This is a genomic window from Bifidobacterium boum, assembly GCF_000741535.1.
Taxonomy (GTDB): Bacteria; Actinomycetota; Actinomycetes; order Actinomycetales; family Bifidobacteriaceae; genus Bifidobacterium; species Bifidobacterium boum.
Genome location: NZ_JGYQ01000018.1, coordinates 24184 through 38060, shown reverse-complemented (window position 1 = coordinate 38060; position 13877 = coordinate 24184). Strand labels below are relative to the sequence as shown.

Sequence of the window (13877 nt, the reverse complement as noted above, 5' to 3'; positions counted from 1 at the left end):
CATTCCCGGTAAACTCCCACGAAACCATGGGACTTTCCCCCTCCGATGGCCGGCGTATGGGTAACCTCCCATACCCTACCCTGGAAATTCACCGACGTCGCCGGAGCGCGTGCGCGGTTTCGCGCTCGGACACTAAGACACGCCGTATTGGCAATTCTGTTAGAACGTGGGTATTATGTTCAAGTTGCCGCAAGGGAGATATGAATCCCTCGCATCCAACGATTGCGCCAGTAGCCCAATGGATTAGAGCAGCTGACTACGGATCAGCAGGTTGCAGGTTCGAATCCTGTCTGGCGCACTATCAAACCCTCGGACCGCTTCAACGGTTCGAGGGTTTTTGATTCTTTCTGATTCAGCCGCGGTGTCCGACCGTACCCAAAACAACTCCCACGGACTTCTCCCGTATGGTCGTGCGCGCAATCGCAGTATCTCTTGTTTCCGCTCTGTTCTGGCGAGATTGTGAGAAAAAAGTCCGAACAACTCGTGTCCGGAGGTCGTTTTGGCGATGTATTGAGATTTCTTGGCGGGGCGGGCGCAGGTTCGGGTTTTTCAAAAGCTTGGAATATCAAGGATCTCAGGCTGTTGACTGTGTTGCGTGATGGCGACTGGTTCTCAAAAAATCGCGGGAAGGTGCCTTGGGGAAGAGATATTCAGACTTTCTTCTCGATTTCTCGATGAAATCGGTCGCATCGGCGAGATATTGAGATTCCGCCCGGCGATTACATGGCGGGCATCGTCGCAGTCCACAAGCCGACAACGTGTCGCGCGCCGCGCACCTGGCCCCGTGCGCCAAGACCCGAGTGTCCGTTAGGCGAACGCCTGCCGAACATCGCGTGACGCCGTGCGCTGAAACCGCCAGATACGGTTTCGTCCCCGCCGTGAGGGATTATGCTGGTTTGGGATTCTTCGACGGTCGTCGCGACTCGCTTGGAGTCAGGCCGTGAGGATATCCACAGAAGGACGGTGGCTCAGGCGCACGATTCGCGTACGGCGAGAGCATAAATGAAAGGCAGGTGAGCGCATGCTGCGAATGTTCAGCACCATCAACGGTCAAGTGGAGCAGATCGAGAAACCGGAAAACGGCGCATGGCTATGTCTTTCGGAACCCACCGACGTGGAGCTTGCCACGGTCTCGCAGGAAACCGGCATTGATCTGGCTGATTTGCGTGCGCCGCTTGATGACGAGGAACGTTCCCGCGTCGACGTCGAAGACGATTACACGATGATTATCGTCGACATCCCGACCGTCGAAGAACGCAGCGGCCGTGACTGGTATGAGACCATCCCGTTGTCGATCATCGTCACCCAGAACCTCATCATCACCGTGTGCATGCAGGACACGCCCGTCCTCCACCCGTTCATGGAAGGTACGATCCGCGGGTTCAACACGTATATGAAATCGCGGTTCATCCTCCAAATCCTGTACCGCAACGCCACTATGTACTTGCGGTACCTGCGTATCATCGACCGGGAAACCGACAAGCTTGAACTCAGGCTGCGCCATTCGATGCAGAACCGCGAAATCCTCATGCTGCTTGAACTGAGCAAGACCTTGGTGTATTTCACCACAAGCTTGAAATCCAACGAAATCGTGATGGAAAAGCTCACCACCCTCTCACGGATCAAACAGTATCCGGAGGACGAGGACCTGCTTGACGATGTCATCACCGAAAACAAGCAGGCAATCGAGATGGCGAACATCTACAGCGGGGTCCTTGCGAACATGACCGACGCGTTCGCTTCGATCGTGTCCAACAACCTGAACAATGTGATGCGTATCTTCACCATCATCTCGATCGCGCTGTCCATCCCCACGCTCGTATTCTCCATGTACGGCATGAACTTCCAGACCGGCATGCTTGGCATGCCTCTGTCAGACAGCAAATGGGGTTTCCTCATCGTCATCGTGCTCGCCATTGCAGCCGGATGCCTGACCGCATGGTTCCTTGCCCGTTCGCGACTGTTCAAATAATCGCCGTTTGACCGACTTCGCTTGAAGCGCACATGACGGCAAACCGCTAAGGTCTGAACACAACGGAACCAACCCGAGCACCCGAACATGGAGGTGGCCCCATAATGCGACGGCTACGCCGAATCCTCACCATGGCATTGTGCCCACTGCTCGCCACTACCATGCTCGCCGGTTGCGGTCCTACGGCACGCGCAACAGCCAACATGCCGGAAGGGCCCGCCATCACCATCGGCGTGGCGGCCGACATGCCGGGGCTCAGTCGTTTCCATGACGGCTCCTACTCCGGATTCGACATCAACGTCGCCACGTACGTGGCCAACCAGCTGGGGTACGCGAAAAAGCAGATCATCTTCCGATCCGTCACCGCAGCCAACTATCAGGACAAACTCAGCCGGCGCACCGTCGACTTCGTCGCCGCACCCCTGCCGATCGGTACCGGGGCAAGCAGCGCCGACGCCACGTATGCAGGCCCGTATTTGAACGCCAAGCAAGGCCTGCTCATCCGCACCGCCGACACCAAACGTATCACCAGTACCGCCAGCCTCGCCGACCGCAACGTGTGCACCGTCACCGGATCAGGCGCCGCCGCAAGCATCCAACGCCGTCAGCCGGCAGCGCACATCCAAGAACGTGACACCTACCTGCAATGCGTCACCGCACTGCTCGTGGGCGAAGCAGACGCCATCAGTGGCGATGATGCGGCGCTCGCCGGACTCGCCGCCAACGAAGGCTCCGCCTACCTGCATGTGGTGTCGGACACCTTCGGGTCGTCCCTGCATGCGATCAGCGTCAAGACGGGGGAGCGGGCGCTCGCTGCGAAGATCGACACCATTCTCAAGCAGATGGTCCGCTCGGAAACGTGGAAGTCGTTCGCCGGACAGATGAGCGACCAGTTGCGGTATACGCCGTCATCCAAGCTCAACCCGCCGCCGATTCGTTCGGATAATGGATAGCCTGGCGCATCGTGTCCCGTTGTACGGCAATAATCCTTGTTTATGACCGACAATACGCAAGCGCATGAAGGCGAGCCGGCGTACCGTTATAACGCCAAGCTCGCGCAATCCATCGAGGAAAAATGGCAGAAGACCTGGGACGAGCAGGGTACGTTCTGGGCTGCGAACGTCAAGGGTGATTTGACGGACGGCAACGGCAAGAATGCTGACGGCCGCACCCCGTACTTCGCCATGGACATGTTCCCCTACCCGTCGGGCAAGGGCCTGCATGTCGGTCACCCGCTCGGCTATCTGGCCACCGACGTGGTCAGCCGCTACCACCGCATGAAGGGTGAGAACGTGCTGCACGCCATGGGCTATGACGCCTTCGGCCTGCCAGCCGAGCAGTATGCGGTCCAAACCGGCCAGCATCCGCGTGTCACCACTGAGCAGAACATCGCGAATATGAGCCGCCAGCTGCACCGCATGGGTTTGAGCTTTGACAACCGCCGCAGCTTCGCGACCATCGACCCTGATTACATGCGGTGGACGCAGTGGATTTTCTCCCGTATTTACGACGCCTGGTATGATCCTGATTTCATTCGTCGCGACGGTGGCAAGGGGTCGGCACGACCGATCAGCGAGCTGGTCGACAAGTTCAAGTCCGGCGCCAAGCCGATCCCTGGGTTCGAAGGCCGGGCATGGGATGAGCTTGACGCCCGTCAGCAGGCTGACGTGCTCAACGATTTCCGTCTCGCCTACATCTCCAAGTCCCCGGTCAACTGGTGTCCCGGCTTGGGTACAGTCCTGGCGAACGAGGAAGTCACCGCGGAAGGTCGCTCCGAGCGCGGCAACTATCCGGTCTTCCAGCGTGAGCTGCGCCAATGGTCGATGCGTATCACCGCATACGGCCATCGTCTGATCGAGGATCTTGACACCATTGACTGGCCTGAGAAGGTCAAGCTCATGCAGCGTAACTGGATCGGCGAGTCCCATGGTGCCGCCGTGCATTTCCCGGTCGCCTCGCAAGACGGCGAACAGGATATGGAAGTGTATACGACGCGTCCTGACACCCTGTTCGGCACCACGTTCGCTGTGGTTTCCCCGGAGCATGAGCTGCTTGAGCATGTTCCCTCCGCATGGCCGCAGGGCGTGCCTGAAGCTTGGAAGGGCGGATACGCGACCCCGAAGGAGGCCGTACACGCCTACCGGCTTGCCGCGGAAGCGAAAACCGCGAAGGATCGTGTCGACGAAGGCGGCGAGAAGACCGGCCTGTTCACCGGCTTGTATGCGACCAACCCGATCACCGGCAAGCAGCTGCCGATTTTCACCGCCGACTACGTGCTCATGGATTACGGTACCGGCGCGATCATGGCGGTGCCTGGCGGCGACCAGCGTGATTACGATTTCGCTGTCAAATTCGGTTTGCCGGTCATCTACACCGTCAAGCCGCTGCCCGGCTCGAACGACGACCTCGCCAACTATGAGGGCAAGGCCCCGTTCGTCTCGCATGACGGCATCGTCATCAACTCCGCTACCGACGCGACCTTCTCCAAGGGTGACGGCCTGTCATTGGATGGCCTGCGCGTGGATGAGGCGATTGACAAGGTCATCGGCTGGCTGGAAGCCGCCGGCGTCGGCAAGGGCACGGTCAGCTACCGTCTGCGTGACTGGCTGTTCAGCCGCCAGCGCTACTGGGGCGAGCCGTTCCCGATCGTCTACGACGAGGATGAGGTCCCGCATCTGCTGCCGGACAGCATGCTGCCGATCAACCTGCCTGACGTGCCTGACTACAGCCCTAAGACCTTCGACCCGCAGGATGCGGAATCCAATCCGGAGGCACCGCTGAGCCGTAACGAGGACTGGGTGAATATCACCCTCGACCTGGGCGACGGCCCCAAGCAGTACCATCGCGACACGAACACGATGCCGAACTGGGCTGGCTCCTGCTGGTATTACATGCGCTACATCGACCCCAAAGACGCCGAGCACATGGTGGAGACCGACGAGTTCAACTATTGGATGGGCCCGCACCACAACAAGACCGCGGGCGAATCCGGCGGCGTCGACCTGTACATCGGCGGCGTGGAGCACGCGGTGCTGCACCTGCTGTATTCGCGCTTCTGGCACAAGGTCCTGTACGACTTGGGCTTTGTCAGCTCGTCGGAACCGTTCCACAAGCTGTTCAATCAGGGCATGATCCAAGCGTACGCGTACACGGATGACCGCGGCCAGTACGTGCCGGCGGACGAGGTCGAGGAAGGTCCGGCAGGCCCGGACGGCGAACCGACGTTCACATGGCATGGACAGCATGCGAACCGTGAATTCGGCAAGATGGGCAAGAGCCTGAAGAACATCGTCACCCCGGACTACATGTACGAGAACTATGGTGCGGACACCTTCCGCCTGTATGAGATGAGCATGGGTCCGCTGGACGAGTCCCGCCCGTGGAACACGCGCAACGTGATCGGCGGCATGCGTTTCCTGCAGCGCCTGTGGCGTAACGTGGTCGACGAGAATACCGGCGAAGTCAAGGTTTCTGACGATCCGATGGATGAGAAGACCTTGAAGCTCCTGAACAACACGATCGCCGACGTGACCGTGGAAATGGAGAACATGCGCCCGAACACGGCGATCGCCAAGCTGATCGTGCTCAACAACCATCTGACCGGTTTGAAGAGCACGCCTCGCGCGGCAGTGGAACCGCTGATTCTTATGCTTTCGCCGATCGCCCCGCATATCTGCGAGGAACTGTGGAACCGTCTGGGGCATGCCGAATCCCTCGCCCACGAGCCGTGGCCGAAAGCGGATGAACGCTATGTCGGCCAGGACACGGTCACCGCGGTCGTGCAGATCAAGGGCAAGATCCGCGCCAAGCTGGAAGTCAGCCCGGATATCGCTCCGGAGGAACTGCAGAAGATGGCGCTTGAAGCGGTCGCCGACCGTCTGGGCGGCAAGGAGCCACGCAAGGTGATTGTCAAAGCCCCGAAGATCGTGTCGATTGTTCCCGCACAGTGAACGATTGCTACTGACGCTCGCACGATAACCGCCCGTACTGCGAGCACGCGGAACGTCTGCCGGCTTGGCGGACATCCTCTGTCCACATTGCTCCGACTGGCGTGCATACCACCCATGACCCCGGCATGCTGGAGTCATGGGTGGTTTTCATTATGCACACGATTACGATACGGCCCGAGCGGGGGAGCGGACGTTGAACCCGCCGCCCCCGCCGCCGTCCGCACGCCAACGCACGTTGCGCTCCGAAGCTCCTGGGGAGACTCGCACTGAGACTCATGACGACGCTCACACGCACGCCGATCATGCCGACAACGGCATGTTGATGAAGCTCGGCGGGGTGCGCGCCTGCGATACGAGCGAGCGCGCGGCATCATCGCCGGTTGTACAATCCCGCCCACGGATCGCCTGCACTCCCCGGCAAGCCGCGACAATCATCCTGATGCTTGTCGCGGCATTGTGCACGAGTTTGACGCTGCTGATCCGCCAATCCGTGAACCTCACCCGGATTGAAGAGGCGACAGTATCTTCCAGCACAGCTGCACTGCCATCGTCATCGTCACCAACTTCCGGCACAGCACCCTTAGCAAGCCCAACAAGCCCGGACGTGCAGCATGGTGAAGCATCACCACCCGCAGCGCAGGAGGGAGGTGAGCCTGACATTACAGCAAGCGCCACACCGCCCGGACAGCAGGATGACGGGCGGATCAACATCAACACCGCTGATGCCGCGCAACTGCAACGCATGAACGGTGTCGGCCCGGTCACCGCGCAGCGCATCATCGACTATCGTGCCGAACACGGTCCGTATACCAGTGTTGACGACCTGCTCAACGTCAAAGGGATCGGTGCGAAAACCCTCGAAAAAATACGCTCTCAGGCGGTCGCCCGATGATCCGGCAAGTACGCGTGGACGGCCGGCGCGACCTGAGAGCTTTACCTGTCGCGCTCGCCGTGTGGACAGGACAGCTTGCAGGCAACAGGCTCGTTGACATGCTGGAAGGTTCCGCAACCGTCACACGGGTGACATTCTGGTGTGCGGCCGCAGGTTTCATCATGCTCTTCGGCGGTATCGGCGCCGCAGTGGCATACCGTTACCGATACGCGCGTCGCCCCGGTCCGGTTTCCAACGTGAGCTGTCCGTCATACGCCGGCATGGTGATGCTGCTCACCGTCGCCGGCTTGCTGGTCGGTGTGCTCACCGTACACGCCCACCGTCAATCACAGGCGCATGATCCAGCGATCCGATACTCCCAGTCCGACACGGCGACACTCGTCAGCATGGAAGCAAGCGTCAACACGCCGCTGACCGCGTCCAGCGTGCGCGGGTACGACTGCCAGGCCGACATCATCATCACCCGGTTCAACGCCGGCCGCTCACACGCACCGGCACGAGTGTTCGCCGTCGGACAGCAATGCGCCAGCCTCGACCACGGGATGCACGTCCGATTCCAAGCCAGCCTCAGTCCCGCCCGGTACGGGAGCCGACCCGTCTGGGCCACTGATATGACAGCGCTCACCATCATCAGCCAGCCGAACGCCCCGCGTGCGCTCGCCAATCGGATGCGTCACCGGTTCGCCGCGACCACCGCGCGATTATCCGACCAAGGCAGAATCCTCGTGCCCGGCGTCACCTGCGGCATGCTCGGCCAGTCGTACGCCGGGCCGGCTGACACCGGCGAGATCGACACCACGTACGCGAACCAGGTAGAACAGGAATTCCGCGACGCCGGCATCATGCATCTCATGGCTGTTTCCGGCGGCCATTTCATCCTCATCGCCCAACTGGTCCTGTGGGCGTGCGCCGCATGCCGCATGCCGCGATGGGCGGCTGCACTCGCCGTTCTCATCGCCTACCATGGGCTCGCCGGGCTCGTCTACCCCTCGCATTCCGTGCTGCGAGCCCTAGCCATGGGCTGGTTCAGCAGTCTCGCCATGCTCGCCGGACGGCGTCACCAAGCCGTCAGCGCCTTATCTTGGAGCGTGATACTCATCCTTGTCATCGACCCAAGCAAAGCCACAAGCTACGGGTTTGCCTTGTCCGCGGCCGCAGTGCTTGGTATCACGCTGCTCAACGAGCCTATTGAACGGTTGCTCGCCCGCCATCTGCCCCGCACACTCGCACAAGCTGTCAGCATCACCATCGCCGCACAAGCCCTGACCTTGCCAATCCAGATTCTCATGGAGCCCAGCATCCCGCTCTTGTCCACTCTCGCGAACCTGCTGGTCGCCCCATTCGTCAGCTGGTCCACCATCACCGGGCTCATCGCCCTGATACTTGCCCCGTTCGCCCCTCCCATCGCGTTCGCCGCCGCATGGCTGTCCAGTTGCGGCACCGCAGTCATGGCATGGATCGCACACGCGTGCGGATCGCCTGCATGGGCGAGCCTGGCATGGCCATCCGGCATCCGCGGCAGTCTCCTCGCGCTCGCCGCGGCAATCATGATGATGAGTATCATCGCAGCGGCATGCAGGCTTCGCGGCAACGGCACCGGCACACGGTATCGTCGTCCCGCGGGGGAACGCATCACCACATGGCTGGCCGAAACACGCGCCATGCTTGATGACTCCTGGCAGTCCACGCCCCGCACCGACACCAGCCCTCCGACAAGTCAGCCTCCGGCATGACGATGTCCACCGATACCGCGAGATTGGAACCATGGCATCCACGACACTATCCCACGCACCGTTCTGCGTCGTCACCGGCGGTGACCCCTATCTCAACGATCAAGCGGTCCGCGACCTGCGACAGCAAGCGCAACACGCCCGACCGGATGCCGAACTCATCGAACTTGACGCCACAATCGCCGACCGGTACGCATTCGACGAAGCCGTCAGCCCGTCCCTGCTGTCCCCGGTTTCCATCGTCATCGTACGCAACCTGCAGAACGCCGACGAGCCGCTCGGCGACACCATGGTCTCCTACAGCAAGCAAGCGCTCGCTGACCCGAAGCACGCCAGCATCGTCATCGCCCAGCATGAAGGCGGTCCCAAAGGCAAACGGCTCCTCGACCAGCTCACGCGCACCGGCGCCTACATCAACAAGCCCGCCGACCTGAAACGCACCGACGCGAAACTCCAATTCGTCACCGGACAATTCGAACAACGAAACCGGCGTATCGAACCCGCAGCATGCCAGCAGCTCGTCGCCGTCCTGGGTGAACATACCGGCGAACTCGCCGCCATGTGCGAACAATTATGCTTCGACTTCGACGACAACCCCATGAGCCTGAATCGAGTCAACCAATACTTGACCGCCAACCCGCAAGTCACCGGCTTCACCGTCGCCGACACCGCCATGGCCGGCAACACCACCGGAGCGATCATCGCCATGCGATCAGCCGTCGAACAAGGCACCGATCCGATCGCTCTCATCGGCGCGCTCGCCATGAAACTCCGCACCATCGCCAAAGCCGCCGCCGTACGCGCCGGCACCATCAGCCAAGCCGAAGCGAAAGTCAACCCGTGGGTCATGCGCAACACCATGCGCCAACTGCCCGGATGGACCTCAGCCGGGCTCGCAGCATGCATCACACAGCTCGCCTGGGCCGACGAGCAAAGCAAAACCAACGGCGGCGACCCCGTGTACGCCCTCGAACAAGCCATCCAACTGATCGCCCGCAAAGGCAAACCCGCCGCATAATCCCAACACGGAACGCGCCACAACCCAAAGAAAGCACAATCATGCCCCAACCGACCACACCCACCACACCCATCACCATCGAAGCCCCGACCGCGGCAGCCATGCATCAGCTCGGCATCCGTATCGCCGCACAAGCCCACGGCGGCGACGTCATCCTCCTGTCCGGGCCGCTCGGAGCCGGCAAAACCACTCTCGCCCAAGGCATCGGAACAGGGCTCAACGTGAACGAACCCGTCGTCTCACCCACCTTCACCATCGCCCGCGAGCTGCACGGACAATTCTCCGACGGCACCCCGGCAACCCTCATCCACGTCGACGCCTACCGGCTCGGCGGCAACGCGTACGCCCCCGGAGAAGACAGCGTCGACCGGCTTCTTGACGAACTCGAATCCATCGGCTTGGACGAAGAACTTGAAAACCCCGGCGACAACACCATCATCCTCATGGAATGGGGCGAACAAATGGCCGCCGCGCTCGCCGACCAGCGTCTCGACATCCACATCGACCGGCCAATCAGCACACCCAACCGACATGACACCACCGGCGAACTGACCAGCGACGGCACCAGAACCGTCAGCCTCATCCCCGTCGGCGACTCCTGGCGGCAACGTATCAACCAGTTGACCCGCCCGGACAGCAGCGAAGAGTAAAGTAGCCAAGGATTCGCAACATTACGGGAGGCACCATGACGCACACCCTAGTCATCGACACATCATACGGTTCAACAGTCGGGCTTGTCGGCCACCGGCCCATCATCGAAACCGACTCGCGAACCCACGTCGAACGCCTCCAAGTCAACATCGCGAAAGCCTGCGAACAAGCCGGCATCCAGCCAAGCGACCTAACCCGCATCATCGTGGGCACCGGGCCCGGACCATTCACCGGGCTGCGAGCCGGCATCGTCACCGCCAAAGCGCTCGCCTTCGCGACCGGAGCCCAACTGATTGGACAGAACATCCTCGACGCGCAAGCCCTCCTCGGTATCATACGCAACAATGACGGCAGTCTCACACCCATCGCCCAACACCAAGCGCAGACCTCGGACGATGGCGCTGACAAAGCCGAAACCACTGAGCGTCGACTCATCCTCGCCGTCAACGACGCACGACGCCGCCAACTGTACTTCGAACTCATCGACGCCCAAGCCTACCGCAGCGCGCTGCAGACTTCGCAACCCGCCGAACAGCGCAGACAACTCGCCACACTCATCCGCATGGACATCGACTATCCGGACAGCATCGTGCAACGCGTCAACCAAGCCGCCAAGCAACTCCACACCGTTGCCGGAGACTACCGCATCGACATCATCGGCCATGGCGCCCAACGCTACAGCGACGCGTGGAACCAACTCGAACAGGCATACACCATACTCGACGCATCGCTACCCGAACAAGGCAAGGAAGGGCTACAAGCCTTCGCCGAACTCGCCATCACCCAACTCAACGGCGGCGCAACCCCCGCGCCCGCCGAACCACTCTACCTGAGACGACCGGACGTATCCGTCCCCAACCCACTCAAACACGTACTCAACCACGGTGCCGCCACCGCAGCGGACACCCACTGACAGCCCACAACCCAACCGGCACAACACACCCATGATCGTCGACTACACCACACTCGAACGCGAACCGCTCGTCACCACCCTCACCAGCCTCGAACACGACCTGTTCGGCCGCGGGGCATGGACACAAACCATGATCCATCAAGAACTCAACGCCCCCGCACGCACCTACCTCATCGACATCGACACCAGCCAGCCCGCACAACCCGGCACCCTACCAGTCCGCGGATACGCCGGCTACTGGTACGACGGCGACGACGCCGAACTCATGACCATCGGCGTCGCCCGACCACACCAACACCATGGCATCGCCACCCAACTGCTCACCGCGCTCACCGACCGGGCACGCGCACAAGGCGCACGCCGCATCCTCCTCGAAGTGCGCGTCGACAACACCCCGGCGCTCGCACTCTACCAGCGTTACGGCTTCACAACACTCGGACGGCGCAAACACTACTACCAGCCGGACAATGTCGACGCCTACACCATGGCGCTCGACCTCAAACCCCACATCGCCGGCTTCACCCTGCCCGACACGTCCGGCACGCCTGATACATCCGGCACGCCCGGAACCACAACCACCGCGGCACCCGCTGAATCCACCACACACACCCAAAGGAACCAAGCATGAACCAGCCAATCGTCCTCGGCATCGAATCCACCTGCGACGAAACCGCAGCCGCCATCGTCCAAGGCCGCACCCTCCTGTCCAACGTCGTCGCCTCATCCATGAACGAACACGCCCGCTACGGCGGTGTCATCCCCGAAATCGCCTCGCGCGCCCACGCCGAAGCTTTCGTCCCATGCGTCCGGCAGGCGCTCGCCGATGCCGGGCTTGAACTTTCCGATGTCGACGCAATCGCGGTCTCAGCGGGTCCTGGGCTCGCGGGATGCCTCGCCGTCGGGGTTTCAGGGGCCAAAGCGCTCGCATGGGCGGCGCACAAGCCGATATACGGCATCAATCACGTCATCGGACATATCGCGGTCACGCAGCTGCAATTCGGTGCATTCCCGCCGGATACGCTCGCATTGATTGTTTCCGGCGGCCACACGTCGCTGTTGCATGTCGAAGATGTCGCACGGCATATTGATGTGGTCGGCACGACACTTGACGACGCGGCAGGGGAGTGCTTCGACAAAGTCGCGCGTCTGCTCGGGTTCCCATATCCAGGCGGCCCACATATCGACCGTCACGCGCAGCAGGGGGATCCTCACGCCATCCGCGTACCTCAAGGTCTGACCCAGGGTAAAGCCGGTCGCGAGCACCCGTATGATTTCAGCTTTTCAGGTGTCAAGACCGCGGTGGCGCGATGGATTGAGGAACAGCAGGCCGAGGGCACGGCTATTCCCGTTGATGATGTGTGCGCCTCGCTGGCGGACTCGGTGGCGAGCGTCTTGGCGCGCAAGGCGATGCACGGATGCGAACAGTACGGGTCAAAGACACTGATTGTCGGCGGCGGATTCTCCGCGAACTCGCAGCTGAGAGCCAAGCTGCTCGAAGAAGGGGAGCGTTGCGGGGTACAGGTACGCATCCCGCAGATCAAGCTATGCACGGACAACGGTGCGATGGTCGCGATGCTCGGCGTGAATCTGGTCGAGGCCGGAGTCAAACCGTCTGATCCTGATTTCCCGATTGACTCAGCCATGCCGCTGACGACCATCAGTGTGTGAGCGAGGGCAGGTACGGTGGGAGCGCTGGGGTGTTGCGGTGGTGCTCCGTGGGAGTGTACAGGTGTTGCATGGTCGTCGCTTGGGTGCTGCGGGGTGATGTGCTGTGTGTGGAAGGCAGTGCACACTGACGGGCGTCGCGGGAGGCGCGTTGCTCGTCACGATGATCGTTGTGTGAGGAAAAACCTCACATTCCGGCCGTCTCGGGAATGCGGTCGGGGGATTCGGGGCGTCGTGGTGGTGGTTGTGTGAGTGAACCCTCACACAACCACCCCTCATGGAGTCCGGGCGCCGGGTTGTGGCTGTTCCGCGGCTCGTTTTGTGAGCGAATCCTCACAAAACAGGCGTCAGTCCTGACCAATCGTCCGGTTTCGCCGATTGAACCGTCTGCCGTGTGAGCGGATTCCCGCAAATACACGTCGCGGATTCGTGATGAAGTATCACCGAAATCAGCGTGTCATCTTGGATTCCCCATTGGAATAATAGGCGACACGCCGATAACGTTTCCGATTTGCATATCCGCTCGGTGTGTGTAATATATATCAATTGTGCGCGGGAGTTAATCCCACGGACAAAGCGAAAGCAGATATTCCTGCGTAGCTCAGTTGGCAGAGCATCCGACTGTTAATCGGACGGTCGCTGGTTCAAGCCCAGCCGCAGGAGCTCCATCAGCCCCCGGGTCACCGGGGGCTGTTTCCGTATCACCCTCATGCACCTTCCGTGACTGCTCCATCAATGTGTCGTCCAGCAAGGCTTGGGGCGTGGTGTGCAGTATATTGGCGGTCTTGACCAGATCTGCCGCGGACCAGCCGATTCTCCCGTTGAGCTTGACGGAGATTGTCGAGCGTTTCATTCCCAGGGCATTGGCCAGATCGGTCTGGTTCATTTTGTTGAAGGCAAGCATCACTTTCACGTTGAACGAGATGGTGTCCTCGATATGCTTCGTGTCCGGATCGGCTTGGACACGGAAATGTGATTTCCTTGGATCTGAGACAGACATAACAACTTCCTTACTTTTTCGTAGTCCTGATACCATTTAGCATAACACGTCACTTGCGTTTATGCAAACTAACCATTAGAGTGTTG

The 13877-nt window shown here is 60.8% G+C and carries 11 protein-coding genes, 2 tRNA genes and 1 pseudogene; 13 read left to right on the top strand and 1 reads right to left on the bottom strand.

Annotation, left to right across the window (positions count from 1 at the left end; all coding sequences use genetic code 11):
* Window positions 1-224: 224 nt before the first annotated feature.
* The 13 genes from BBOU_RS08365 (at window position 225) to BBOU_RS08310 (ending at window position 13454) form a co-directional block, all read left to right on the top strand.
* A tRNA-Arg gene (locus BBOU_RS08365) sits at window positions 225-298 on the top strand.
* 161 nt (window positions 299-459) lie between these two features.
* Entirely contained in the window at window positions 460-678 is a 219-nt protein-coding gene (locus tag BBOU_RS09475) for a hypothetical protein (protein ID WP_155809249.1), read from the top strand.
* Window positions 679-1021: 343 nt separating this feature from the next.
* Window positions 1022-1972, top strand: a complete 951-nt coding sequence (locus BBOU_RS08360; protein WP_026503239.1) for a magnesium transporter CorA family protein — start codon at window positions 1022-1024, stop codon at window positions 1970-1972.
* Between the two features lie 131 nt (window positions 1973-2103).
* Window positions 2104-2925 carry a transporter substrate-binding domain-containing protein gene (locus BBOU_RS08355; RefSeq protein WP_162177002.1) on the top strand — a complete coding sequence of 274 codons (822 nt, stop codon included), beginning with the start codon at window positions 2104-2106 and terminating at the stop codon, window positions 2923-2925.
* Between the two features lie 42 nt (window positions 2926-2967).
* Complete coding sequence (gene leuS / locus BBOU_RS08350; RefSeq protein ID WP_026503237.1) at window positions 2968-5922, top strand: leucine--tRNA ligase; 2955 nt, start codon at window positions 2968-2970, stop codon at window positions 5920-5922.
* A gap of 136 nt (window positions 5923-6058) precedes the next feature.
* Window positions 6059-6814, top strand: coding sequence for a ComEA family DNA-binding protein (locus BBOU_RS08345; RefSeq protein WP_051616849.1), 756 nt, complete (start codon window positions 6059-6061; stop codon window positions 6812-6814).
* The gene (locus BBOU_RS08340) at window positions 6811-8547 is read left to right on the top strand and encodes a ComEC/Rec2 family competence protein (RefSeq protein ID WP_051616848.1); all 1737 of its coding nucleotides are present in this window, start codon (window positions 6811-6813) and stop codon (window positions 8545-8547) included. Before BBOU_RS08345 ends, BBOU_RS08340 begins: the two co-directional genes overlap by 4 nt.
* A gap of 31 nt (window positions 8548-8578) precedes the next feature.
* Window positions 8579-9562, top strand: coding sequence for a DNA polymerase III subunit delta (holA, locus tag BBOU_RS08335; RefSeq protein WP_026503236.1), 984 nt, complete (start codon window positions 8579-8581; stop codon window positions 9560-9562).
* Between the two features lie 41 nt (window positions 9563-9603).
* Entirely contained in the window at window positions 9604-10212 is a 609-nt protein-coding gene (tsaE, locus tag BBOU_RS08330) for a tRNA (adenosine(37)-N6)-threonylcarbamoyltransferase complex ATPase subunit type 1 TsaE (RefSeq protein ID WP_033490498.1), read from the top strand.
* A gap of 35 nt (window positions 10213-10247) precedes the next feature.
* On the top strand, window positions 10248-11126 hold the full coding sequence (gene tsaB, locus BBOU_RS08325; protein WP_026503234.1) for a tRNA (adenosine(37)-N6)-threonylcarbamoyltransferase complex dimerization subunit type 1 TsaB: 879 nt from the start codon (window positions 10248-10250) through the stop codon (window positions 11124-11126).
* 31 nt (window positions 11127-11157) lie between these two features.
* A complete protein-coding gene (gene rimI / locus BBOU_RS08320) occupies window positions 11158-11754 on the top strand; it encodes a ribosomal protein S18-alanine N-acetyltransferase (RefSeq protein ID WP_051616847.1) in 597 nt (198 codons plus the stop codon).
* The gene (gene tsaD / locus BBOU_RS08315; RefSeq protein ID WP_026503233.1) at window positions 11751-12794 is read left to right on the top strand and encodes a tRNA (adenosine(37)-N6)-threonylcarbamoyltransferase complex transferase subunit TsaD; all 1044 of its coding nucleotides are present in this window, start codon (window positions 11751-11753) and stop codon (window positions 12792-12794) included. The genes rimI and tsaD overlap by 4 nt, the downstream gene beginning before the upstream one ends.
* Before the next feature lie 587 nt (window positions 12795-13381).
* A tRNA-Asn gene (locus tag BBOU_RS08310) sits at window positions 13382-13454 on the top strand.
* 85 nt (window positions 13455-13539) lie between these two features.
* Here the strand turns inward: BBOU_RS08310 and BBOU_RS09645 are convergent.
* Window positions 13540-13695, bottom strand: a pseudogene (locus BBOU_RS09645) (helix-turn-helix domain-containing protein); the annotation flags it as partial.
* Window positions 13696-13877 lie beyond the last annotated feature (182 nt).